Source organism: Bacteroides sp. AM44-19, assembly GCF_003603395.1.
Lineage (GTDB): Bacteria > Bacteroidota > Bacteroidia > Bacteroidales > Bacteroidaceae > Bacteroides > Bacteroides uniformis.
The window spans coordinates 247,353-271,429 of sequence record NZ_QTNB01000001.1; the positions used below are offsets into that span (position 1 = coordinate 247,353).

General features: G+C 48.4%; 21 protein-coding genes. 5 read left to right on the forward strand and 16 right to left on the reverse strand.

Translation table 11 applies throughout. From position 1 onward, the window contains the following. Window positions 1-3: 3 nt before the first annotated feature. From DW947_RS01190 to DW947_RS01225, 8 genes are all read right to left on the reverse strand, one after another. Window positions 4-492 (reverse strand): UpxZ family transcription anti-terminator antagonist, encoded by a 489-nt coding sequence (locus tag DW947_RS01190; RefSeq protein WP_117713475.1) that lies wholly within the window; start codon window positions 490-492, stop codon window positions 4-6. Between the two features lie 35 nt (window positions 493-527). Further along, on the reverse strand, window positions 528-1,064 hold the full coding sequence (locus DW947_RS01195; protein ID WP_005825336.1) for a UpxY family transcription antiterminator: 537 nt from the start codon (window positions 1,062-1,064) through the stop codon (window positions 528-530). A 542-nt stretch (window positions 1,065-1,606) separates the two neighbouring features. Further along, window positions 1,607-2,716 carry a PspC domain-containing protein gene (locus DW947_RS01200; RefSeq protein WP_117713474.1) on the reverse strand — a complete coding sequence of 370 codons (1,110 nt, stop codon included), beginning with the start codon at window positions 2,714-2,716 and terminating at the stop codon, window positions 1,607-1,609. 82 nt (window positions 2,717-2,798) lie between these two features. Then, a complete protein-coding gene (locus DW947_RS01205) occupies window positions 2,799-3,125 on the reverse strand; it encodes a PadR family transcriptional regulator (protein WP_005825341.1) in 327 nt (108 codons plus the stop codon). Between the two features lie 222 nt (window positions 3,126-3,347). Next, on the reverse strand, window positions 3,348-4,538 hold the full coding sequence (gene hydF / locus DW947_RS01210) for a [FeFe] hydrogenase H-cluster maturation GTPase HydF (protein WP_117962389.1): 1,191 nt from the start codon (window positions 4,536-4,538) through the stop codon (window positions 3,348-3,350). Window positions 4,539-4,549: 11 nt separating this feature from the next. Next, the gene (gene hydG, locus DW947_RS01215) at window positions 4,550-5,968 is read right to left on the reverse strand and encodes a [FeFe] hydrogenase H-cluster radical SAM maturase HydG (RefSeq protein WP_117588774.1); all 1,419 of its coding nucleotides are present in this window, start codon (window positions 5,966-5,968) and stop codon (window positions 4,550-4,552) included. Window positions 5,969-6,020: 52 nt separating this feature from the next. Beyond that, window positions 6,021-7,079, reverse strand: a complete 1,059-nt coding sequence (hydE, locus tag DW947_RS01220; RefSeq protein WP_117962387.1) for a [FeFe] hydrogenase H-cluster radical SAM maturase HydE — start codon at window positions 7,077-7,079, stop codon at window positions 6,021-6,023. Next, complete coding sequence (locus DW947_RS01225; RefSeq protein ID WP_057252565.1) at window positions 7,076-8,536, reverse strand: monomeric [FeFe] hydrogenase; 1,461 nt, start codon at window positions 8,534-8,536, stop codon at window positions 7,076-7,078. The genes hydE and DW947_RS01225 overlap by 4 nt, the downstream gene beginning before the upstream one ends. A 107-nt stretch (window positions 8,537-8,643) precedes the next feature. Between DW947_RS01225 and DW947_RS01230 the strand changes: the two genes are divergently transcribed. After that, the gene (locus tag DW947_RS01230; protein ID WP_117962385.1) at window positions 8,644-9,141 is read left to right on the forward strand and encodes a GNAT family N-acetyltransferase; all 498 of its coding nucleotides are present in this window, start codon (window positions 8,644-8,646) and stop codon (window positions 9,139-9,141) included. 89 nt (window positions 9,142-9,230) lie between these two features. Here DW947_RS01230 and DW947_RS01235 read toward each other — a convergent pair whose 3' ends face one another. The 3 genes from DW947_RS01235 to uvrA form a co-directional block, all read right to left on the reverse strand. Next, a complete protein-coding gene (locus DW947_RS01235; RefSeq protein WP_057252567.1) occupies window positions 9,231-10,751 on the reverse strand; it encodes a peptide MFS transporter in 1,521 nt (506 codons plus the stop codon). Window positions 10,752-10,868: 117 nt separating this feature from the next. Then, window positions 10,869-11,348, reverse strand: a complete 480-nt coding sequence (gene ybaK, locus DW947_RS01240; RefSeq protein ID WP_034532800.1) for a Cys-tRNA(Pro) deacylase — start codon at window positions 11,346-11,348, stop codon at window positions 10,869-10,871. A gap of 17 nt (window positions 11,349-11,365) precedes the next feature. Next, the gene (gene uvrA, locus DW947_RS01245) at window positions 11,366-14,200 is read right to left on the reverse strand and encodes an excinuclease ABC subunit UvrA (protein WP_117962383.1); all 2,835 of its coding nucleotides are present in this window, start codon (window positions 14,198-14,200) and stop codon (window positions 11,366-11,368) included. 189 nt (window positions 14,201-14,389) lie between these two features. Between uvrA and DW947_RS01255 the strand changes: the two genes are divergently transcribed. Both DW947_RS01255 and DW947_RS01260 read left to right on the forward strand, forming a co-directional pair. After that, window positions 14,390-16,180 carry a LysM peptidoglycan-binding domain-containing protein gene (locus tag DW947_RS01255; protein WP_117962381.1) on the forward strand — a complete coding sequence of 597 codons (1,791 nt, stop codon included), beginning with the start codon at window positions 14,390-14,392 and terminating at the stop codon, window positions 16,178-16,180. 73 nt (window positions 16,181-16,253) lie between these two features. Continuing rightward, a complete protein-coding gene (locus tag DW947_RS01260) occupies window positions 16,254-16,955 on the forward strand; it encodes a porin family protein (RefSeq protein WP_117962379.1) in 702 nt (233 codons plus the stop codon). A gap of 169 nt (window positions 16,956-17,124) precedes the next feature. On the opposite strand, the gene DW947_RS01265 is transcribed toward DW947_RS01260, so the two are convergent. The 5 genes from DW947_RS01265 to DW947_RS01285 all read right to left on the reverse strand — a co-directional run bounded on the left by DW947_RS01265 (window position 17,125) and on the right by DW947_RS01285 (window position 20,722). Continuing rightward, window positions 17,125-17,586: a DUF4293 domain-containing protein gene (locus DW947_RS01265; RefSeq protein ID WP_005825355.1), complete on the reverse strand. Its 462-nt coding sequence runs from the start codon at window positions 17,584-17,586 to the stop codon at window positions 17,125-17,127. After that, window positions 17,586-17,921 carry a DNA-directed RNA polymerase subunit omega gene (locus tag DW947_RS01270; protein ID WP_005825356.1) on the reverse strand — a complete coding sequence of 112 codons (336 nt, stop codon included), beginning with the start codon at window positions 17,919-17,921 and terminating at the stop codon, window positions 17,586-17,588. Before DW947_RS01270 ends, DW947_RS01265 begins: the two co-directional genes overlap by 1 nt. Before the next feature lie 24 nt (window positions 17,922-17,945). After that, a complete protein-coding gene (locus DW947_RS01275; RefSeq protein ID WP_005825357.1) occupies window positions 17,946-18,764 on the reverse strand; it encodes an outer membrane protein assembly factor BamD in 819 nt (272 codons plus the stop codon). Window positions 18,765-18,953: 189 nt separating this feature from the next. After that, window positions 18,954-19,379: an amino acid-binding protein gene (locus DW947_RS01280; protein WP_061411883.1), complete on the reverse strand. Its 426-nt coding sequence runs from the start codon at window positions 19,377-19,379 to the stop codon at window positions 18,954-18,956. A gap of 44 nt (window positions 19,380-19,423) precedes the next feature. Next, on the reverse strand, window positions 19,424-20,722 hold the full coding sequence (locus DW947_RS01285) for a phenylacetate--CoA ligase family protein (RefSeq protein ID WP_057087770.1): 1,299 nt from the start codon (window positions 20,720-20,722) through the stop codon (window positions 19,424-19,426). Between the two features lie 116 nt (window positions 20,723-20,838). Here DW947_RS01285 and uvrB point away from each other — a divergent pair, with 116 nt between their 5' ends. Both uvrB and DW947_RS01300 read left to right on the forward strand, forming a co-directional pair. Continuing rightward, window positions 20,839-22,899 carry an excinuclease ABC subunit UvrB gene (uvrB, locus tag DW947_RS01295; RefSeq protein WP_117962377.1) on the forward strand — a complete coding sequence of 687 codons (2,061 nt, stop codon included), beginning with the start codon at window positions 20,839-20,841 and terminating at the stop codon, window positions 22,897-22,899. Window positions 22,900-22,986: 87 nt separating this feature from the next. Then, window positions 22,987-24,042, forward strand: coding sequence for a linear amide C-N hydrolase (locus DW947_RS01300; protein ID WP_044467629.1), 1,056 nt, complete (start codon window positions 22,987-22,989; stop codon window positions 24,040-24,042). Window positions 24,043-24,077: the final 35 nt, after the last annotated feature.

Here is a 24,077-nt window from a genome sequence, read left to right on the forward strand (position 1 = left end):
TGTTTATTCATCTATGTATTCCCATGGATAGGGATTGTCTACCACGTTCTGAAATTCAGCAATGGCTTCCTGCTGCTCGGGAGTGAGTGACGCAGAATCCCAGGAGGCTATAATGGCGCGGGCTTCGTCGGCCAAAGACTCGTCGAACACTTCACCGTAACAGGCGGTAAGCAGGCGGAGCTTCAGTAAGGAAGCGGGAAGGGCATCGAGCACATCCCAACAACAGTCCAGCACTTTCTGGACATGCCGCTGCTTTTCGCCATGGTCCACAAAAGAGGCGCTGTAACCCATAAGAAGGGCAAGACAGACATTTGCCTGCTCGTCGATGGTAGTGCCTTTTACACCCGACCGGTACAAAGCCATGGTAAGACGGTAGACCTCACCGTTCCGCCGTGACAAGTCATCGCTATAGACGGGACTGCCGTCCATACCCAAATACATCAGTTCGTGCGCAGCACGCTGAAGAGTGATTGCTTCTTCGGAAAGAGACATAAGCAATTATAGAATTAAGAATTAAAAATTAAAGTTCAGCCGATTACTTCTATAAGATCGGGATGGATAGTGGCCATGGCAACAGCTATGACACCTTGTATTTCGATAACCACGCGACGGTCACGTGCGCCTTTCACCTTCAGAAACACACCCTCTTGCCCCTCAAATTCACCGCCGGTAATCCGGACTTTGGTACCTTTGGACAAGTTCAATTCATCCGGTTGAAAATAAAGAAGATGATCATCGTAAGTGCCGGATACGGCAATGAAACGCTGCATCTGACCGTCTGGGACAATAATCTTCTGCCCACTGCGGGTATCGGTGATATATTGCAGATAAGTGACTTGAGATTTTACACGCTGCACATCGGAAGGACGGGCATGGACAAAAAGCAGATTATGAACGACCGGAACCAGAGCACGGACTTTTTTCCCTTTTTTTATACATATCTTGTATTGCATAGGAATGAAACAGCCCAAATTTTCTTTCTTGAGCAGATGCATGGCATCCGGTTCTCTGCGGTAGGTGGCACGCATAGCATACCAGATTTCGACCTCTTTCTCTATTCCCATTTTTATGCTTTTGTTCAGACAAGGGTGTTCTCCTGGGGCTTTGAACCTCTTGCATACACTTGAAATTCAATTACTTGCGGACACTTTATGTAGAATACGACAAGCTTTATGCCCTTCTTGTCAACAGATTTTTTGCAGTCATTCATTACCTGTCAGGTAAAATGCTGTAAACGAATCTATTGCAAGCAAAAAGCGTTCAATAGACGTTCGTTTTTTGAACGTCAATATTTAAGAAAACTAAAGAGGGAAGATTACTTAAAAATTAGTAAAAGGAAGAAGTTAGAGAAATACAATGCAATAGGCTTACTGACAAAGTATTATACTCACTAAAAAGAAATTTATAGAATATTTTTATTAAACATTTTGCGAGATTCAAAAATACACGTTATCTTTGCGTTCATTAAACGAACGTTTAAAAAACACCTTTTCCAAACGAAATATTCCACTGTATAACAAATAATTACATTGAAATAAAAAATATCGTGTTTATAGAAATCAGATTCCTACAAACACGATATCAATTAAAAAAGAAATTACTATTCTCAGAAGTTAAAGATACCCAATTCCGGGAAAGTAGCCCCTTGCACTGCAAAACAGATTCCGAAGCAAGCCGCACTTACAATCCAAAGAATAACCAGCGTCCACTTCAAACCGGAATTCATCGGCTGCCATTTGAATATCTGACTGAAGATGGCCCATACAAGACTGACCAAAGGAATTCCTACCAGCAAGATTCCTGCAATGTACATCACAATGGCAGACAACGGAGAAGTAGGCAGTACCACATCAGCCATCGGGAAAAAGGAAATGAGAGCCGCACCGCCACCAACAGCCACCGCTATCGCAGCAAACAACAACGCCACAAATACCACTCCAAATACAAACAGTACCGGACTGCAGATAATGGCAAATATCACCAGACAGATTTTCAAGAACCAGCCGACAATCATCACCAATGCATCTCCCAACTTCTGCAAGAAAGTACGGGGTTTGTCCGACCTCATATAATCATTCACCCCATTGGCAACCTTCTCAAAACCGTCCGTCACCGTCTTTCCGATATTCTCTACCGTAACGGCCTCGCCACGCATACTCAACTTCTCGGCTGCTGTGCGGGCTTCCGGTATAACCAGCCAACACACGATATAGACCGGTATCAATGTCCCTACCCCACAAATCAAGATGACAAGCAGTAACAGTCGAAGTAAAGTTACATCCCATCCCAGGTAGGCAGCCATTCCACTGATGACACCACCCAGCATTTTGTCATCCGGATTGCGGTATAGACGACGGCGTGTAGTGCCATAAGCGGTATTGCTGTTCCAAGCACCGGCACCATAGCCGCCCCCGGCACTCGTGCTGCCGGAATCGGCACTAGCACTCTCTCCTTCCGCCTCCATATCTTCCGGCTTTCCCATGCGGGCAATCACCTCTTCCACATCGGCTATCGTGATTACTTGCGAACCGGCCGACAATTTCTCGGCAAAGAGTTCGGAAATGCGGCGTTCTATATCATCTACAATCTCGTCGGCACCGGCTTCCTTACGGAAGTGTATCTTGAGATTACTCAGATAATTATCCAAAAGGCGGTATGCGTCATCATCAATATTAAAAACGGTTCCACCTAAATTTACAGTTAATGTCTTTTTCATAACACACTATTTATTTACAATTTGACTATTTACGATTTACTATTTACCATTCGGCGAATGCAGCATATTCTCTGTGGTCATTTCAAGAATTGCTAATGTGATTCACCGTCTCGTTCAACTCTTTCCAGGATGTTTCCAGTTCACCGAGAAAGACTTCTCCTTTTTCCGTCAACCGGTAATATTTACGGGGAGGACCTTGTGTAGACTCAATCCATTCATACCCCAAAAGGTCGTCGTTCTTCAAACGAGTGAGCAACGGATAAAGTGTACCTTCCACCACAATCAGTCTGGCTTCTTTCAACTTCTGAATGATATCCGAAGCATAAGCCGGCTCTTTGTGAAGCAGCAGCATGATGCAATATTCAAGCATGCCCTTGCGCATTTGCGACTTTACATTGTTTACATCCATAATAGTATTTACTATTTGACAATTTACGATTTACTATTTGGCTGCGCAATAGAGTAATGAGTGTCCTTATTCATTCTATTGTTGTTCCTTGTATGGCACAAATATATGTATTATACCAGTACCTTGCATTACAAAGTACTTTATATTAAACATTATTAACAAGAAAAGTAGTTCACGCTACTCTATAACATCAGTAACGTGAACAGAGAGGAAGAGGGATATTTACCGATGGATAACAATTTTATCCAATATACCGGTCAGACTCGCAATTGCTACTCCGTAGTTGGTTATGGGGATGTGCTGTGCGTGGGCATGGGCTATACGATTGAGAACGTACTTCCGGTTGAACATGCAAGCGCCGCAATGGATAATTAAATCATATCGGAACAAGTCTTTGGGAAAGTCATTTCCAGATACAAAGTCTATCTGCAATTCCTCGCCGATGCGCTTTCGTAGCAGGCGGGGAATTTTGACGGTGCCGATGTCCTCGGTCAGCGGGGCGTGGGTGCAGGCTTCGGCTATCAGTACACGCGATTGGGGTATCAAGCTATGAATAGCGGCAGCTCCCTCTACAAAGGCATTGATGTCTCCTTTGTAACCGGCAAAAAGAACCGAGAAGGAAGTAAGACTACTTTCGGCAGGCTTTTGTTGATAGACGATGGGGAATACTTGTGAATCGGTGATTATCAGCTTAGGCGGACGGACAAGGGCTTGCAGGGAGGCTTGCAGCTTGTCGGTGGTGCAGCTCATCACTAAGCACTTTTTATCCAACAGTTCGCGGATGGTCTGCACTTGCGGAAGAATGAGACGACCTTTGGGGGCTTGTATATCCTGGGGCATCACCAGCAGGACGACATCTCCTTCACTTACCAAGTTTCCCGTGATGGTCTGCTCACCAAAATTCTCGGGAAGCTTTTCGAGAATAGCATCGAAAATGCCTTGAATGCCGGTACCCTCTTTGGCACTGACCACAACGGGAGCCTGCCCGCACTCCTTTTCAATCCGAAGAACCACGGAAGCGGTGTCTTGACGGGAATCGGCTTTATTCAGTATCAGTATCACGGGGATTTCGCGCGCAGCCAGCAGCTTTAGCCATTGCTGTTCCAGCGTTCCGTCAGCTTCATAAAGCAAGAGGGCGATGTCCGCTTTCTCCACCGTCTTTAAGGTACGCTCCACGCGCATACCGCCCAGTTCGCCTTCGTCATCATCAAAACCGGGGGTATCGATAAAGAGGCACGGGCCCAAAGGATATACTTCCATGGCTTTGGTCACGGGATCGGTAGTAGTGCCGGGCGTTGCGGATACCAATGCCGTGTCTTGCCCGGTCAAGGCATTGACAAGGCTGGACTTTCCGCTGTTCCGTCGTCCAAAGACGGCAATGTGCAGGCGGTTGGAACGAGGTGTATTATTCATAAATCCGAAATCTAAAATCTAAAGTCTCTTTTCCCCTCCCCTATCTCCTGAAGATTACGTTCGGCTATCGCCCGTATCTTGGGGTTCGGGATATGCTCCATCTCCTCACGAATCAGCCGCATGCCCTTCTCCTTGGTTTCGGAGGAGGCATAGTCCTCCAGATATTCTTTTAATGTCATCAGTGCATTGGGCTGGCAGCAGTTTGCTATCTGTCCGCGCTTGACGAGCGACATGAAGCGGTCTCCGGTACGTCCCTCGCGATAGCAGGCGGTGCAGAAGCTGGGGATATGCCCCAGGTCGAGCAGCCAACTCACCACTTCATCCAGCGTGCGCCGGTCGCTCACATCGAATTGGGAGGAATCTTCCTCTTTGGCTTCCGGCACGGCATAGCCTCCCACGCTGGTGCGCGAACCGCCGCTTATCTGCGAAACGCCCAGTTCGAGCACCCGACGGCGTACGGCTTCCGACTCACGGGTGGAAATAATCATTCCCGTATAAGGCACCGCAATGCGGGTAACCGCCACAATACGGCAGAACATCTCATCCGAGATGGCATCGGGAAAATCCTCGGTCGAAATATCATCTGCCGGACAAATGCGCGGTACGCTGATGGTATGCGGACCCACGCCAAAGGTAGCTTCCAGATGTTCGGCATGCATCAGCAATCCTACGAAGTCGTAGCGATAGGTATTCAGACCAAACAATACACCGATACCTACATCGTCGATGCCACCCTCCATAGCACGGTCCATCGCTTCGGTGTGGTAGGCATAATTACTTTTCGGTCCCGTGGGATGCAAGGCTTCGTAATGCTCTTTGCTGTAAGTCTCCTGAAAAAGGATATAAGTGCCGATGCCAGCCTCCTTCAGCAGCCGGTAGTTCTCCACTGTAGTGGCGGCTATGTTGACATTCACCCGGCGGATGGCCCCATTCTTGTGATGAATGCTGTAGATGGTGCGGATAGACTCTAAGATATAGTCGATAGGGTTGTTTCGAGGGTCTTCTCCGGCTTCCAGCGCCAGGCGTTTATGCCCCATGTCCTGCAAGGCGATAACCTCGCGGCGTATCTCCTCTTGCGAGAGTTTCTTGCGGGGGATGGTACGGTTCTTGGCATGATACGGGCAATAGACGCAACCGTTCACGCAATAGTTGGAAAGGTAAAGCGGGGCAAACATCACAATGCGGTTGCCATAGAATTTCCGTTTGATTTCACGTGCCAGATGATAGATGCGCTGCACCAGTTCCGGCTCGTCACATTCCAGCAGCAGGGCCGCCTCCCGATGGGAAAGCCCCTGGCACAAAGCAGCCTTGTCAATCAAACTTTCGATGAGCGGACGGTTGTTGCGGTTTGCCTGCGCATACTCCAATGTATCCAATATCTCCTGGTGATTGATGAATTCTTCCGCTTGTCTTGACTTTATGTTATACACTTCGTAAATTGATAATTGGTAATTAAAATAAAGAATGAAGATTTGAAAATTATCAATTATCAACGGTCAATTCTCCATTCTCATAATCTCCTCTCTCTTTTGATACCTCGTAGCCTATCCCTTTCAGTTGTTCCTCCAATTTTAGCAAACCTTCTGCCGCTTCGGCACCCGCAGAAGCTTTGTTATCATAGAGGGAGTACTTCGCCCGCTGATGAGAAGGCGAAAGATTAGGCATCACGACATTGGCGCCAGCCAATATTCCCCGTTCCCGTCCGTCCGGAGCAAGTGTGGCCAGGGCAGTGGTAGCAGGTATCAGTGCCGCGGGATGCATCAACCGGAAGATAGAAAGCAACTTCAACGTCAACTCCATATCTCCCGGCGGAAAAGAGGAAAACGGAGTATCGTGATGTGGAAGAAAAGGTCCCATGCCTATCATCTCCGGCTGAAACCGTTCGATGAAGAGAATGTCTTCTACCAAATGGTCCACCGTCTGATAAGGACTGCCCACCATGATTCCGGTTCCCACTTGATAGCCTATCTCTTTCAGCCAGTCCAAGCATTGCAACCGATGGGAAAGGGACATCTCCGCAGGATGAAGCCGGTGATAATGCCCTTCGTTGCAGGTTTCGTGCCGCAACAGATAGCGGTTGGCACCTGCCAGGAAGAAACGTTCGTAGGCTTCCCGCGATTTCTCGCCCAAGGATAAGGTAATGGCACAATCCGGGAAGGATTGCCGGATGGCGGCAACTGTCTCCACCATCCCCTCATCCTTCACCACCGGCGCTTCGCCCCCTTGCAGCACAAAGGTACGGAAGCCCAACCGATAGCCTTCATGGCAACACGAAAGAATCTCCTCCTGCGCCAGCTCATAACGGACTATGTTCCGGTTCTCCTTCCGTATGCCGCAATAGTAGCAGTTATTGCGGCAACGGTTGGTTATCTCAATCAGTCCGCGAATGAAGATTTTATTGCCAAAGCGGGTAAGCACTTCTTCCCGGGCAAGCTCCTGCAGGTAGGCTGCAAGTTCTGTGTCCCGGCAAAGAAGCAAGGCTTTATACTCTTCGGCATCCAGCCTGCGATTGCTCCGCAGTTTGTCAATCAAATATTTCAATACGTTTCCTCTCTCTTAGCCAACTCTTGTGTCAACTGACGCTTTCCGGCAGCTATCTCATTGTGTGCACACGGTCCGGTGATGCAACCGCCCTCGCATGCCATCACTTCGATGAACTGTCCCGGAGCCTTACCGGTTTTGGCATAAGCACGCAGCGAACCGATAGCCTTCTTATCCAGATTAGCCACCTGCACGGCATTGATTTTATCCGCTTCTTCTTTCAGATAAGCCTTCACAGCACCCATCACACCGCCTGCCTGGGCAAAGCCATGTGCCTCGCGCACGGAAGTGAAACTCATGGAATAGGGCTTCGCCTGCTCCATCTGAATATCCAGTCCGGCAAACACGGAAGCCATCTCCTCGAAAGTCATAATGAAATCCACCGCTTCGTCACGCTGCGCCTCTTTACGCTTGGCTACGCACGGACCGATAAAGACCACCTTTGCATCCGGATACTTCTCCTTGGCAATGCGTGCGGCATAGTACATCGGCGAACCGGTGCCCGACACGTAGGGCTTCATGGCAGGAATATGCTTGTTCACCAGTTCTATATAAGACGGGCAGCAGGAAGTCGTCATAAACTTCTGTCCCTCTTCCAACTTCTCAATCAGTTCGTGCGCCTCGTTGCTGACGGTATCCATCGCACCTTGCGCCACCTCGATGACATCCGTAAAGCCCACTTGTTTCAGTGCGCCATACACTTGTTCAATAGTCGTCTTGAACTGCCCCAGAATGGACGGAGCCACGATAGCCACCACCTGCTCACCCTTACGGATTCTGTGCAACACGTCGAACACTTGCGAAATCTCGAAGATAGCTCCAAATGGGCATGCGTTCAAGCACTTTCCGCAGTAGATGCACTTACTTTCGTCGATGTGCTCTATCCCCTTCTCATCCTTGCTGATGGCTTTCACGGGACAAGCTTCCTCGCAAGGTACAGGAATGTAAACGATGGCATGATAAGGACAACTCTTATGGCAGATACCGCAACTGATACATTCATCATGGTCAATCCATGCCTGGCCGCTCTCCTTGACATGCACTGCCTTCTTGGGACAATTCACCTGGCAACTGCGTGCCGTACATCCGCGGCAGAGGTTCGTAATCTCGTAGTTAATCTGCACACATGCCGAACAAGCTTCGTCAATCACACACATGATGTTATCTTTCGGCCTGCCATTTTCCGCTCTGTCCAGTGCACGGGCAGCGTACTCCGACAAGGGGGTCAACTCATCCGTCTCATCCTCCATATCGAGTCCCAGAAGCGGCAATGACTTGTACTTCCACACCGCGCGCTCTTTGTGCACACAGCAGCGTCCCGCGTGCTTGGACCTCTTCGGACTCAGCTCGATAGGCAGCCGGTCTATTTTATCCACAAGTTCGTTGTTATTCCACAGCTTTACCAGTTCCTTCAGCAATCTGTGGCGGACAATCATAATGTTGCTCGTAAATGCCATAATTTTTAAAATCAGAATTAGTTAGTTCGGTAACGGTCTGCAAAGATAACGATTGTTTCACAAAAAAGGCTTAACTTTACACCCCAAACAGTATAAATACAACCGATATGTTTACCATAAGAAAAGCAACGACAGCAGACTGCGCACTGATTCAGAAACTTGCGCAGCAAATATTTCTCGTCACGTATAAGGATATCCTTACTCCCGAGCAGACCGACTACATGATGGAATGGATGTATTCATTGGACAATATCCGCAAGCAAATGGAAGAGGAAGGTCACGTCTACTTCCTGGCCTACGAAGAATGTGAAGCCGCGGGCTATGTGTCCGTACAGCAGCAAGGAGAAAATTTATTCCACCTGCAAAAGATTTATGTACTCCCCTATTACCAGGGTGCACATTGCGGCAGTTTCCTCTTTCGCGAAGCCATCAAGTACATCAAGAAAGTGCATCCCGGCCCTTGTCTGATGGAATTGAATGTGAACCGTAACAACAAGGCACTGCAGTTTTACGAACATATGGGAATGCGGAAACTCCGTGAAGGGGATTTCCCGATAGGAAACGGATATTACATGAATGACTACATCATGGGACTGGAAATCTGAGTCCCGGCATTAAAAGCCCTCCAAAAACTAAAGGCTGCGCAGTTCATTACGAACATTGCGCAGCCTTTAGTTTTATCTTTCGTTTCCGATTACTTCGCCACCTTTTCAAGCCATTTCAGCATGAACAGCATGGTGAACATCGAAATGCAGCACGCTACTACAAATACCGTCCACGTCATCCAGATAGGAATACTTTCGTAGAGGATAGCACCGATAACGAGCAACTGATTACCAATGGCAGTAGCGCCGAGCCAACCGCCCTGCATGATACCCTGATATTTGGGAGGAGCCACCTTGGACACGAATGAAATGCCCAACGGAGAAATGTACAATTCGGCAACAGTCAATATCAGATAGGTAACCATCAGCAACAGCGGAGTCACCTTCACCGGAGAGGTACCCAAAGCGATTATATCCTTGTGCATCGGCAAGTTGCTTACATAAGAACCGATAGCCATTATAAGGAAGCCGGTGGCAGCAATACCCATACCGATGGCAATCTTCCGCGGAGTGGAAGGCTCTTTACCCTTGGCACGCTGTGCTGCAAAGACAGCCATGATGACCGGTGTCAGAGATACAACGAAAATCGGGTTCAAAGACTGGAACAGCTCAGCGGAAATAGCCATGCCGAACAAATTCAAATCTGTATATTCCTTGGCAAAATACGTCAGTGTCAACCCATTCTGATGGAACGAGAACCAGAAGAAAATTACCACACCGAATACGGCAAACAATGCATACATGCGCTGTCTTACCTCTTGTGCGCTCATCTCCACTGCAGTGGCATCGCCCGCTTTTGCAGCCACCTTCTTGCTGGGATCGGGGAATTTCTTTCTGTTAATGACGAAAATTACCAAAGAAAGAACCATAGCCAAGATAGCTACACCGAATGCATAATGGAAACCGGTGGTAAACACGTTCAGATATTCATTGGCAAATACCGTCATATCCGTTACGGGTGTTCCGGAAATAGTGGCTTTCGTTGCCAGTGCACTATAAGTGTCCACAGCTTCGGGAGTCAGCGTTCCTGCCAGATGTCCGTGGCAAAGGGCAGGCAGGTCGGCATCATAATTGTAGCCGAATGTGGACAGCCACCAGTTACGTACGCCTACTGCGGCAAACGGAGCAAAGATGGCACCTACATTGATGAACATATAGAATAAGGAGAAACCAGAATCACGCATGCTGGAATATTGGGGATTGTCGTACATCTGCCCTACCAGCGCTTGAAGATTTCCCTTGAAAAGACCATTTCCGAAAGCAATGACAAACAAGGCCGCACAAGTAATCACCAAAAACAAGGTTTTATTGGCAACCGGTGTAGGAGACGGGATGGCAAGCATCAAGTAGCCTACCGCCATCAAGACAATGCCAGTAAAGATGGTACCTTTGTAATTACGGGTTCTGTCGGCAATAATACCACCTATCAATGCAAGAATGTAAATAGAAAAATAAAATGTTGAGTAGATCAAACCTGCCTCTTTTCCATCCAGTCCGAACTTGGCTTGCAGAAAAAGTACAAGAATGGCCATCATGGTATAAAAGCCGAAACGCTCGCCCAAATTAGCAAAGGATGCGGCAATCAGACCTTTAGGGTGTTTGTTGAACATAAAAATTAGTTTTTAGAATTAGTAATTGGATTGATTTCTTGAATAATTCCTGCAAATATATAAATTCTATTGAATATTTCCTTATAAAATTAAAATATCTCGGCAGAAATAGAAGATTTATTCATTAAAAAGAACACAAACTTCTGCACGCACTTCTTTTACCAAATCCTTCGGGTCCAGTTTAAGCTGCAAACCACGTTGTCCGGCACTGATATAGATATACGGAAACCGCAGGCACGTTTCATGGATATAGGTAGGGAAAGACTTCTTCATGCCGATGGGCGAACAGCCTCCGCGGATGTAGCCAGTCAGAGGTAAAAGTTCCTTAACCGGAATGAGGTCACACTTCTTGTTGCCCGATGCCTTTGCCGCCAGTTTCAAATCCACTTCGTGCTCACCCGGGATGACGCAGACAAAGTAGCCGGATTTATCGCCGTGAAGAATAAGTGTCTTGAACACGCAGTTGATGTCCTCGCCCAAACTGGCGGCTACATGTACGGCGCTCAAATCGTTCTCATCCACCTCGTAGGGAATGAGTTCATAGGCTATCTTGGCTTTGTCGAGCAGCCGCGCTGCATTCGTCTTATTAATTTTCACCATAACAAGTTACAAAATTAGTAATTATCCCCCAGCTCTTCACGCAGGAATTTCGGAGTATAGCCTTTCTCGCTCTTCGCCACCTCTTCGGGTGTTCCGCAGGAGAGGAGTTCCCCTCCCCCCTTGCCACCTTCGGGACCCATATCAATGATGTAGTCCGCCATCTTGATGACATCGAGATTATGCTCTATGACGATGACGGTGTTTCCTTTGTCAACAAGTTTGTTCAGTACATTCATCAGTACGCGGATATCTTCAAAATGAAGTCCGGTGGTAGGTTCGTCGAGGATATAGAGTGTCTTGCCCGTATCACGCTTAGAGAGTTCCGTAGCCAACTTTACGCGCTGGCTCTCACCTCCGGAGAGCGTGGTGGAGGACTGTCCCAGCTTGATATAGCCCAATCCCACTTCCTGGATAACCTTAATCTTATTCAATATCTGGGGCACATTCTCGAAGAACTCCACCGCACGGTTGATGGTCATATCCAGCACATCGGCAATGGACTTGCCTTTAAAGCGCACTTCCAGCGTCTCGCGGTTATAGCGTTTGCCGTGGCACACCTCGCAAGGCACATACACATCTGGCAGGAAATTCATCTCAATACATTTGTAGCCGTTGCCCTGGCAAGCCTCGCAGCGTCCGCCACTGACGTTGAAGGAGAAGCGTCCCGGCTTGTACCCGCGTATCTTCGCTTCGGGCAGGCCGACAAACAGATTGCGGATATCCGAGAACACACCCGTATAGGTGGCAGGATTGGAGCGCGGCGTACGTCCCAAGGGAGACTGGTCCACATTTACCACCTTGTCTATATGCTCCAACCCTTCAATGCTGTCATACTCCAAAGGGTCTTGAAGGGAGCGGTAGAACTTCTGCGAAAGAATAGGCTGCAACGTCTCGTTGATAAGCGTGGACTTGCCACTGCCGGAAACACCGGTAACGCAAATCAGCTTGCCCAGCGGGAACTCTACATCCACATTCTTCAGATTATTACCCTTGGCGCCACGCAGCCACAGACTGTGTCCATTGCCCTCGCGACGCTTGGCAGGCACCTCAATGGCACGCTCACCATTCAAGTATTGGGAAGTCAGCGTATGCGTCCGTAGCATTTCACGGGGAGTACCGGCAAAGACAACATCCCCTCCCAGCCTACCGGCTTTCGGCCCCATATCAATGACATAATCGGCGGCGAGCATCATATCCTTGTCATGCTCCACCACAATGACGGAGTTGCCAATGTCACGCAGTTCCTTCAAAGAGTGTATCAAGCGCTGGTTGTCGCGTTGGTGCAGGCCGATACTCGGCTCATCCAATATATACAGCACATTCACCAGCTGTGAACCTATCTGCGTAGCCAGGCGGATACGCTGGCTTTCACCACCGGAAAGGCTGACGGAACTACGGTTCAGCGAAAGATAATCCAGACCGACATCGAGCAAAAACTTGAGCCGCGTACGGATTTCCTTCAGGATTTCACCGGCAATCTGCTGCTGCTTGCTGCTGAGATGCGGGTCTACGGCAGATAGCCAGTCATACAGCTCGCTAATGTCCATTGTGGACAGTTCGTAGATGTTCTTGTCGTGGATGCGAAACGAAAGCGCTTCCTTGTTCAGCTTGGCGCCATGGCACTCCGGACAAACGGCAGTCTTGGCAAACTGGTCCGCCCACTTCTGCGCCGTGGCGGAAGCATCCTTCTCTTGCAACATCTGAATGTATTTGATGACACCCTCAAACGTCACGAAGTAGTCGGAAGAGGTGCCTATCAGCGAACTCTTTATCTTGATGCGCTCGTCCGAGCCGTAGAGCACCTCGTCCAGTGCATCCTCCGGCAGCTCCTTCACCGGAGTTTTCAGCGTTGCCTCATACTTCTCCAGCAAGGCGGTAATCTGCCAGAAAATCATGCTGTTCTTGGCTTTCCCCAAGGGTGCGATGGCACCTCCGGCGATGGAGAGCTCGCGGTCGGGAATCACCTTGTCGATGTCAATCTGGCTCACCACCCCCAGCCCTTTGCACTTAGGGCATGCGCCCTGCGGGGAGTTGAAGGAAAAGTTGTGCGGCGCCGGTTCCCGATAGGACAACCCCGTCACGGGACACATCAGCCGTTTGCTGTAATGGCGCACGCTATCCGTCTGCGCATCGAGTATCATCAGCAATCCGTCACCTTGACGCATGGCAGTGGCCACGCTGTTCTTCAGGCGTGTGTCATCCTTGTCCGTCACCACCAGCTTGTCTATCACCACCTCCACATCGTGGTTCTTATAGCGGTCCAGCTTCATGCCGGGCAAGACTTCGCGTACCTCACCGTCCACACGTACGTAGAGATAGCCTTTCTTGCGCACCTGCTCGAAGAGCTCCTTGTAATGCCCCTTACGGCTGCGCACCAGCGGAGCAAGGATATAAATGCGTTTTCCTTTGTAATCCTTCAGGATAAGGTCGAGTATCTGTTCCTCGGTATACTTCACCATCTTCTCGCCGGAGAGATAAGAATAAGCTTCTCCTGCACGGGCATACAACAAACGAAGGTAATCATAAACCTCTGTCGTTGTACCCACCGTGGAACGTGGATTCTTATTCGTGGTTTTCTGCTCGATGGAGATAACCGGGCTCAGTCCCGTTATCTTATCCACGTCCGGACGTTCCAGATTTCCCAGGAAATTACGGGCATAGGCTGAAAAGGTCTCGATATAGCGGCGCTGCCCTTCGGCAAAAATAGTATCGAATGCCAAAGAGGACTTGCCGCTTCCGCTCAGGCCTGTAATCACAGTCAGGCTGTTACGGGGAATCTCGGCATCGATATTCTTGAGGTTGTGCACGCGCGCACCATATACATTGATATATTCTGTTTCTTCTTGCATGTTGATTTATCCTATCGTTTTAACTGCAAAAATAACTGTTTCCCCCCGAATATCAGCCGAAAAGCGCTATTTTTCAGTTTTGAAATGCACAATATTATTTCTTAACGCAATCCTTTGGTTTGAATGCCACAATATTCGTACCTTTGCAGCTACTTTGGGAAATTGTAAACATAAACCAACGATTACTGAATGAAAACGATTAACCGCATTATCTGCTCCCTGCTGCTTGCCAGTGCATGCAGTATCGGTGCAATAGCACAAGAGAATCAATCTTATTTTCTGCATACTATCGAAAAAGGACAAAGTCTCTACTCCATCGCCAGCATGTACGGCGTCAGCCAGTCGGACATCATCAAACTGAACCCCGGCAGTGACGAGAAAATATTCATCGGACGCACATTGCGTATTCCACGCAGCGCTGCCAACATACAAAAAGAAACATACCATACCATCGAAACCGGTGAGACCCTCTACCGGCTGACCGTGAAATACAATGTATCTGCCAAAGCCATCTGTGACGCCAACCCGGGACTGAGCGCCGAGAATTTCCGTATCGGACAAGTAATCCGTATCCCTTCCACAACCGAGACCCAAACCATGGTCCCGGCTGAGACACAAAGCAGCACTGTAGTTGCCAACAACAATATTCTCGGCCCCGTAGAGTCACGATGCCGTGACATGCATAAAGTGAAGCGGAAAGAAACCGTATTCAGCATCAGCCGTGAATACGGCATCAGCGAAGCCGAACTGATAGCCGCCAACCCGGAATTAAAAGGCGAAAACAAAATAAAGAAGGGAACCTTCCTCTGCATTCCCTATCCCAAAGCACAGACGGAGCAAAATATCCAGTCGCAGGTAATACCTACCGACAGCGAGCTGTTCCGTGAAAACCGGAAAAAGACAGAACGCTTCAGCACCATCAAGGCTGCCGTCATCCTTCCCTTCCTGGACGGGGTATCAAAGAGCGAGTCTTCCCGTATGGTGGAATACTACGAAGGCCTACTGATGGCCGTAGACAGCTTGAAACGTACTGGCACTTCCATTGACTTGTACACTTACAATTCAGGTCCCGAAAGTGCCTCGCTGAACTCCATCCTGGGCAAAAGCGAGATGAAGGACATGGACATCATCTTCGGGCCTCTGTACCAACAGCACATCAAACCGCTGGCCGAGTTTGCCAAGAAACAAGACACACGCCTGGTGATACCATTCACATCGAAAGACAACACGGTATTCCAGAATCCGGCGGTCTATCAGATAAATACCCCCCAATCCTATCTGTACTCCGAGGTGTACGACCACTTTGTGCGCCAGTTCCCCAATGCCAACGTCATCTTCATTGAAGCCAGCCAGGGCACCAAGGACAAGGCAGAATTCATCAAGGGACTGAAAGACGAACTGCGCAACCGTTCCATCCCGATGAAGAGCCTGAAAGAGGATGTCACCGTAGAATCCCTGAAAACAGTATTACGCACGGACCGTGAGAATATCTTTATCCCCACATCCGGCAGTAACCTGACATTGATTAAGATACTTCCCCAATTGACCTTATTGGTGCGCGAACAACCCGAAAGCCGTATCCATCTGTTCGGCTATCCGGAATGGCAGACCTACACCAAAGACCACTTGGAAGCCTTCTTTGAACTGGACACCTATTTCTATTCCTCTTTTTATACCAACAATTTGCTGCCTGCCGCCATCAACTTTACCAAAAACTACCGCAGATGGTATGGCAAGGAGATGGACGAGCGCTATCCCAAATTCGGAATGTTGGGCTTCGATACCGGCTATTTCTTCCTGAAAGGACTTGCGCGCTATGGCTCTTCCTTCGAGAAGAACATGCAGGGACTGGACCTGGTGCCCATCCAGACCGGCTTCAAGTTCCAACGGGTAAACAACTGGGGAGGCTTCATCAACAAGAAGGTGTTCTTCGTGCACTTCACCAAGAACTTTGAGCTGGTGAAGTTGGACTTTGATTAGGGATTAATCATCTGATAATCCACTATATAACTATTAATTCGTAGCTTGTAACTCGTAACTTATAACTTATAGCATGAACCTGAGAACAATCATCATATTCGCCCTGCTGGTGTGTGCATGTATATTGTCCCTGCATGCGCAGGTGGGCGAGCAACGCCACAACTTCGCTGTGGGCGTCAATGGAGGCATCAATCTGAATAGCGTAAGCTTCTCTCCCTCTGTCAAGCAGAAGAATCTGATGGGCATCAACGGTGGTGTGACAGCCCGATACATTTCCGAGAAATATTTCAGTATGATTTGCGGTGCACAAATCGAGCTGAACTTCTCACAGCACGGTTGGGACGAGTATTACGAGGACTATCCCACACTGAGCTACACCCGCACCATGAACTATGTGGAAATACCGTTCCTGGCACATCTGGCATTCGGCAAGGACCGCGGTCTGCAATTCTTCATCCATGCCGGTCCGCAGATAGGTTTCCTGCTTGGCGACAGCGAAAAGATAGACGGCGACTGGGACGGCACTGTAGCAGAATCCTACACCAACATCACCGTGGAACAGCACGGCAAGGCCATAGACAACAAATTCGACTACGGCATTGCAGGTGGAGCAGGCATAGAGCTGCGCACCAAGGCAGGCAATTTCATCGTAGAAGGAAGATACTACTATGCTTTATCCGATTTCTATGGTAGCACCAAGAAGGACTTTTTCTCACGCTCCGCACACGGAGTCATTACGGCCAAGATAACTTATCTCTTCGACTTGAAGAAGTAATGCTTATAGGAAACACCCGTTTCCACACGTAGGAACGACAATTTCCTCTAATGGGAACAGTATAATGGAACGACTGTAACCTCAAGAGGAAACGATAAAAAAGGCAGACCACGTATTCCGAATGAAATACGTGGTCTGCCTTTTGTTATTATCAAGTAGATAAACCTTCTTATCTTCTTAAACGGTCTGCCGCCTTCACCATCACCTCATCTTTGTAGATGGCACGGAAGGCCAGATAGTTGAGGATGATGGCTACCACCGGAAGGCAAAGCGCCCATCCCAACTGGAAAGTCATTGCATCCAAATCACCCTTCAAAATAAACATAAATACACAGAAGGCTATGTAGTAGCCTATCAGCAGAATGCTGCTGAAAATCGTCATGCGTATTTGCAACATACGGTTACGGAAAAGGAATATCGTACAGAAGGCAACAAGTGCACTGAGCAACAATATCCCGAACAAGCCCCAAGTAGACTGAAATCCTCCGTCGGCCAAAGCCACTCCCAGAGGTTTGAAAACATGTGCTGTCACTCCGTCCGCTCCGATGAACTGTCCTACAGGCATGCAAATTGCCACAACCAACAGGATAGTTACCAACAACAAATAAACAGATTGAATACGTTGTATCATTACTGTAATTTTTCTTTTTCCTTAGCCGGGTTACGATAGTAAATCTTACCCTCCACATACTCTTGCGTTGCAATCAATGTCGGCTTCGGCAGTTTTTCGTAATAGCGGGAAATCTCAATCTGTTCCCGGTTTTCGAACACTTCTTCCAAATTATCATTGTAAGAGGCAAACTCAGCAAGCTTTTTGGAAAGGTCATTCTTGATTTCCACACTAATCTGGTTGGCACGTTTTCCGATAATCGCTACGCTTTCGTATACATTACCGGTATCCTCACACAACTCCATCATATCACGGGTCACCGTAGTAGTAGGAGCATTTGTCTTTCTGTAATCCATAAATTTATCTATTGTATTATTATATTATTGCTCTTCACTTCCTTCTCCCAGCATTTTCTGTGCTTCCTTAAAGATTCGGTCGACTTCCTTCATATACTTACTTTCGGGGAACTCATTTTTAAAGGCATAACATTCATCCACCGCTTCACGGTAACGTTCGGCTCTTCTATCTTCCACACTATACACAGCCAACTCATACTTGGCACGCAAGATAAGAATGGATAAATCTTCACGTAGGTTGGTATAGGGATAATCCTTCAAAGCATTCTGCGCAGTGATAACGCAAGCCTGATAGTTGTTGCCCAGATAATTACCCATATTATAATAAAGTTTTGCAGACAGATACTCCTTCATCACCAGCTTGTCCTGCAAGGCAAATATCATGTTCTGCGCTTCTTCTTTCTTGGAGCTTTGCGGGAAGTATTCCATAAACATCTGCAACTGCTGGATGGCGCTATACGTACCGGATTGGTCCAAACGCGGCTCCGGAGTATCCAAATATAGAGCTTTACCGGCATGGAAACGTGCCAGTTCAGTGAATGTGCCGCGGGGATAAACGTTGTAGTATTGAATGAAAGTCTGCGCAGCAGTCTGATAATCCTTTTGGTTATAGTAACTCATGCCCAGCATATAGAGGGATTCCTCCGCCTTATCAGTACCTTTGAGAATGGCAATCAATTCATTGAGCAAAGTAGCAGCACGGTTGTACTGGCCTTTTGCGAAGTAATTTTTTGCCGCTTCGTACTTGTATTCGTAATCTGTGCTTTTCAGCAATTTGTTGTATTCTCCACACGAGGAGAGCAGCAATGCTGCAAGCAGAGTTATTAGGATGTTCTTCTTCATTACTTTTGTTCAAATAATGCGCAAAGATAGAGGTTCGCATCGAATAAAGCAACGATACGAGCCTTAATTTTTCAAAAACCAGACGAACGGGCAGGAATTAGGGATGAATGGTGAAGGATTAGGGATTAGTGACTGTGCTATCAACTGCATAGTCCTCATCCCTAATCCTTCCTCCCTAATCCTTCGTTTTCACAGTTTATAGAGTTCGCTTGCCGCCAGCAAATCGACCTTTTTTTCTGTCAATACACGGATACAGTTATCCATGTCGTTGGGACGGATGATGACATTGGCCGTTTCACCATTGGCAAAGGAATACATGTACTCGATGAACACGCCTTCATCGGAGAGGAAACGGAGCACTTTCGCCAATGAGCCGGGGATATTGGGACAACTGATGCCTACCACATCCGTTACGTTCACAGCGAAGTGATTATTTTTCAAAGCCTTATATGCTTTATCCGGTTCGGAAACAATGCCACGAAGGATACCGAAATCGGCATTCTCTGCAATACATAGAGCAGAAAGGTTGACACCTTCTTTTGCAAGAACTTCAGTCACCTCTGTGAGGCGGCCGGACTTGTTCTCCAGAAAAATGGAAAGTTGTTTTGCTACCATAGGTTCATTTACTATTTGACAATTTACAATTTACAATTTGGCAATTACAATTTGCGGTTGTCGATGACGCGCTTGGCTTTGCCTACGCTGCGCTCAATACTGCGTGGTTCTACCAGACGAACATCTACACCGAGACCGAGTACGCTCTGCAGGCGGGCTACGAGCTTCTTCTTCAAAGCCAGCATCTTGTTGATTTCGTCGGAATAGTATTCAGGACGAACCTCAACCTGCAACTCCATGGTATCGGTATTGTTCTTGCGGTCTACCAGCAAGAGGTAGTGAGGCTCGAACTCCGGCATTTCGAGGATGACGGACTCTATCTGAGTGGGGAACACGTTGACACCACGGATAATCAGCATGTCATCGCTACGTCCCAAGATGCGGTCCATACGAACCAGTGTACGTCCGCAGGAGCACTTATCGTAGTGCAGGGCGGTGAGGTCCTTGGTACGGTAGCGCAACAGCGGCATCCCCTCTTTGGTAAGGTGAGTGAACACCAATTCGCCGGTCTGACCAGGAGCAACCGGCTCGAGGGTCTTCGGGTCTACAATCTCGGGGAAGTAATGGTCTTCATTGAGGTGGGTACCGTGCTGGCACTCGCATTCGTAACCTACACCGGGACCGGCAATCTCACTAAGCCCATAAATATCAAATGCCTTGATACCCAGCTTGGTTTCAATATCCCGACGCATACTTTCGGTCCATGGCTCGGCGCCGAAGGCTCCCACTTTCAACTTAAACTCTTCACGGGGAAGACCGGAGTCTTTGATGGCATCTGCCAGATAGAGGGCGTATGAGGGCGTGCAGCAAAGTACGGTAGAACCGAAATCATGCATCAGTGTAATCTGCTTCTCCGTATTGCCGCTGGACATCGGGATGACGGAAGCGCCGATATTCTCGGCACCGGCATGCGCACCCAGTCCGCCGGTAAAAAGTCCGTAACCGTAGGACACCTGGAAAATATCCGAGCTACCGGCACCATAGGCGGTAAAGGCCCGTGAAAGGCATTCGGACCATGCTGAAAGGTCTTTTCGGGTATAGCCTACCACAGTGGGTTTTCCGGTTGTGCCGGAAGAGGCATGAATACGCACAATCTGGCTCATAGGTACGGCACAGAGGCCGAAGGGATAATTGTCCCGCAAGTCGTACTTGGTAGTAAAAGGCAGTTTTACAATATCATCTATACTGTTTATGTCATCGGGAGTAACTCCCAGTTCCTGCATTTTCTTACGATAAAAAGGAGTGTCATGATACACACGCTCCACAGTCTTTTTGAGACGAATGCTCTGGATTTTACGAAGGCTTTCGCGATCCATGCATTCGATGCTTTCATTCCAAATCATGTTCTTCGTTGTATTACAATTATTAATGGTTGTTATCAATATAGCTGCAAAGTAAACAAAAAAATTTTGTTTATCTCAAAGATTTTACCGAATATTGCCACTCCTAAGAAGAGAAAATGAACAAATTCGAACTGACATCCGCTTACCAGCCCACCGGTGACCAGCCGGAGGCCATCGCACAGCTGACCGAGGGCGTGCGCGAGGGACTTCCCGCACAGACACTGCTCGGTGTCACCGGGTCCGGAAAGACATTCACCATAGCCAACGTCATCGCCAACATCAACAAGCCAACGCTGATATTGAGCCACAACAAGACGCTGGCTGCCCAGTTGTACAGCGAGTTCAAGGGATTCTTCCCGAACAATGCCGTGGAATACTATGTGTCCTACTACGACTACTATCAGCCCGAAGCCTACCTGCCATCATCGGACACCTATATAGAAAAAGACCTCGCCATCAACGACGAGATAGACAAGTTGCGCCTTGCCGCCACCTCTGCCCTGCTTTCGGGCAGGAAAGATGTAGTGGTGGTATCCTCCGTTTCGTGCATATACGGCATGGGGAATCCGGCGGACTTCTACAACAACGTCATCGAAGTACAGCAAGGCAAGAATTTCAGTCGCAATGTCTTCCTGCGATGCCTGGTGGACAGTCTTTACGTACGCAACGACATTGACCTGAACCGCGGCAATTTCCGCGTGAAAGGCGATACGGTGGACATTTATCTGGCTTACGCCGACAACCTGCTGCGCGTCACCTTTTGGGGAGACGAGGTGGACAGCATTGAAGAGGTAGACCCTCTGAGCGGCGTAACTGTTGCCAAGTTCGACGCTTATAAGATTTATCCCGCCAACCTCTTCATGACCACCAAAGAAGCCACGTTGCGTGCCATCCACGAAATAGAGGACGACCTTCACAAGCAGGTGCAATGGTTTGAAAACGAAGGTCGCCCATTCGAAGCCAAACGCTTGCAGGAACGGGTGACCTACGATATGGAAATGATACGCGAATTGGGACATTGCTCCGGCATTGAGAATTATTCGCGCTACTTTGACGGGCGTGCTGCCGGTACCCGCCCCTACTGCCTGCTGGACTTCTTTCCCGAAGATTTCCTGATAGTCATTGACGAAAGCCACGTCAGCGTCCCGCAGATACGTGCCATGTACGGAGGTGACCGCGCCCGCAAGATAAACCTGGTGGAGTACGGATTCCGGCTGCCGGCAGCCATGGACAACCGCCCGCTGAAATTCGATGAATTCGAAGAGATGGCCAAACAAGTGATTTACGTCAGCGCCACACCGGCAGATTACGAACTGATGAAATCCGAAGGCATCGTAGTAGAGCAGGTCATCCGTCCGACCGGGCTCTTGGACCCTATCATCCAGGTACGTCCCAGCCACAACCAGATAGACGACCTGATGGAAGAGATACAGCTGCGCATCGAGAAGAACGAGCGAACTCTCGTCACCACCCTCACCAAACGAATGGCTGAAGAACTGACGGAATATCTGCTGAACAACAACGTGAAGTGTAATTATATCCACAGCGACGTAGACACTTTGGAACGTGTGAAAATTATGGGTGACTTGCGCGAGGGCGTTTACGATGTACTTGTCGGTGTCAACCTGCTGCGTGAAGGACTCGACCTGCCTGAAGTCTCTCTCGTTGCCATTCTCGATGCAGACAAGGAAGGTTTCCTTCGTTCCCACCGCTCACTGACACAGACTGCCGGACGTGCCGCCCGTAACGTGAACGGTATGGTCATCATGTATGCCGACAAAATAACGGACAGCATGCAACTGACCATCGACGAGACCAACCGCCGTCGCGAGAAGCAGTTGAAGTACAACGAAGAGCACGGCATCACGCCACAGCAAATCAAGAAAGCAAAGAACCTCAATGTGTTTGCCACCAACGAGGCTTCCGGCGAAGCCGTCCTCAGCAGCGAGAAGTTCACTTCCAGCACTCCCCGCCCCTATGTGGAACAAGAAAGTACATCTACGATGGCTGCCGACCCTATAGTACAGTACATGAGCCGCAAGCAACTGGAAAAGAGTATTGAACGTACCAAGAAGCTTATGCAGGAGGCTGCCAAGAAACTCGATTTTATCGAAGCCGCACAGTATCGGGACGAGGTGCTGAAGATGGAGGAATTGCTGAAAGAAAAAGACGAGTAAGGGATTTCACCTCTTTTTCTCAAACTATACTCCCCTCCTTTTGTTATTCTATGAAACAGAGTATTAATTCATAAAGACAAAAGCGAGATGAATAAACCAATAAAGACAATAGCTGTTGCACTGGCTGCCATAGCCTCCATGAGTGTGCAACAAACAGAAGCGTGTACCCGAGCCACCTACATCGGTCCTGACAATACAGTCATTACAGGACGTACGATGGACTGGAAAGAAGACCTTATGAGTAACATCTATGTATTCCCAAGAGGCATGCAAAGGGCAGGCTACAACAAAGGGAATACAGTGAACTGGACTTCCAAGTACGGTAGCGTCATTGCCGCCGGTTATGACATAGGTACCTGCGACGGTATGAACGAGAAAGGTCTGGTTGCCAGCCTGCTCTTCCTTCCGGAGTCCGTTTACCACCGCCCGGGAGACAACCGCCCGATTATGGGCATCAGTATCTGGACGCAATACGTACTCGACAATTTTGCAACCGTACGCGAAGCTGTGGATGAACTGAAAAAAGAATCCTTCCGCATTGATGCACCAGACCTGCCCAACGGAGCCGCTTCCACCCTGCATCTGGCCATCACAGATGAAACCGGAAACACGGCTATCCTGGAATACATAGACGGAAACCTTGAGATACATGAAGGCAAGCAGTATCAAGTAATGACCAACTCTCCCAAATATGAACTCCAGCTGGCTATCAACGACTATTGGAAAGAGGTAGGCGGACTGAATATGTTGCCGGGAACCAACCGCTCCAGTGACCGCTTTGTACGCGCATCGTTCTACATCAATGCCATTCCGCAAACAGCGGATGCAAAGATTGCTGTACCCAGTGTATTGAGCGTAATGCGCAATGTTTCTGTACCGTTCGGTATCACCACACCGGACAAGCCCCATATCTCCTCCACCCGTTGGCGTTCTGTATCCGACCAGAAGAACAAAGTATATTATTTTGAGTCCACACTGACCCCTAACTTGTTCTGGCTCGACTTGAAGAAAATCGATTTTAGCCCGAATGCAGGAATCAAGAAACTCTCACTGACAAACGGAGAAATCTATGCCGGAGATGCCATAAAGGATTTGAAAGACAGCAAAGGATTTGTATTTCTTTTCCAGACGCCGGTAATGTAGCACAGCCCCTACACATAGCCCCTCAATAATGGATG

Coding starts and splice junctions, on each gene's coding strand:
- DW947_RS01190 (WP_117713475.1), bottom strand. CDS start 492: ATGTCTCTTTCCGAAGAAGCAATCACTCTTCAGCGTGCTGCGCACGAA.
- DW947_RS01195 (WP_005825336.1), bottom strand. CDS start 1,064: ATGGGAATAGAGAAAGAGGTCGAAATCTGGTATGCTATGCGTGCCACC.
- DW947_RS01200 (WP_117713474.1), bottom strand. CDS start 2,716: ATGAAAAAGACATTAACTGTAAATTTAGGTGGAACCGTTTTTAATATT.
- DW947_RS01205 (WP_005825341.1), bottom strand. CDS start 3,125: ATGGATGTAAACAATGTAAAGTCGCAAATGCGCAAGGGCATGCTTGAA.
- hydF (WP_117962389.1), bottom strand. CDS start 4,538: ATGAATAATACACCTCGTTCCAACCGCCTGCACATTGCCGTCTTTGGA.
- DW947_RS01225 (WP_057252565.1), bottom strand. CDS start 8,536: ATGGCATTTACGAGCAACATTATGATTGTCCGCCACAGATTGCTGAAG.
- DW947_RS01230 (WP_117962385.1), top strand. CDS start 8,644: ATGTTTACCATAAGAAAAGCAACGACAGCAGACTGCGCACTGATTCAG.
- DW947_RS01235 (WP_057252567.1), bottom strand. CDS start 10,751: ATGTTCAACAAACACCCTAAAGGTCTGATTGCCGCATCCTTTGCTAAT.
- uvrA (WP_117962383.1), bottom strand. CDS start 14,200: ATGCAAGAAGAAACAGAATATATCAATGTATATGGTGCGCGCGTGCAC.
- DW947_RS01255 (WP_117962381.1), top strand. CDS start 14,390: ATGAAAACGATTAACCGCATTATCTGCTCCCTGCTGCTTGCCAGTGCA.
- DW947_RS01260 (WP_117962379.1), top strand. CDS start 16,254: ATGAACCTGAGAACAATCATCATATTCGCCCTGCTGGTGTGTGCATGT.
- DW947_RS01265 (WP_005825355.1), bottom strand. CDS start 17,586: ATGATACAACGTATTCAATCTGTTTATTTGTTGTTGGTAACTATCCTG.
- DW947_RS01270 (WP_005825356.1), bottom strand. CDS start 17,921: ATGGATTACAGAAAGACAAATGCTCCTACTACTACGGTGACCCGTGAT.
- DW947_RS01275 (WP_005825357.1), bottom strand. CDS start 18,764: ATGAAGAAGAACATCCTAATAACTCTGCTTGCAGCATTGCTGCTCTCC.
- DW947_RS01280 (WP_061411883.1), bottom strand. CDS start 19,379: ATGGTAGCAAAACAACTTTCCATTTTTCTGGAGAACAAGTCCGGCCGC.
- DW947_RS01285 (WP_057087770.1), bottom strand. CDS start 20,722: ATGATTTGGAATGAAAGCATCGAATGCATGGATCGCGAAAGCCTTCGT.
- uvrB (WP_117962377.1), top strand. CDS start 20,839: ATGAACAAATTCGAACTGACATCCGCTTACCAGCCCACCGGTGACCAG.
- DW947_RS01300 (WP_044467629.1), top strand. CDS start 22,987: ATGAATAAACCAATAAAGACAATAGCTGTTGCACTGGCTGCCATAGCC.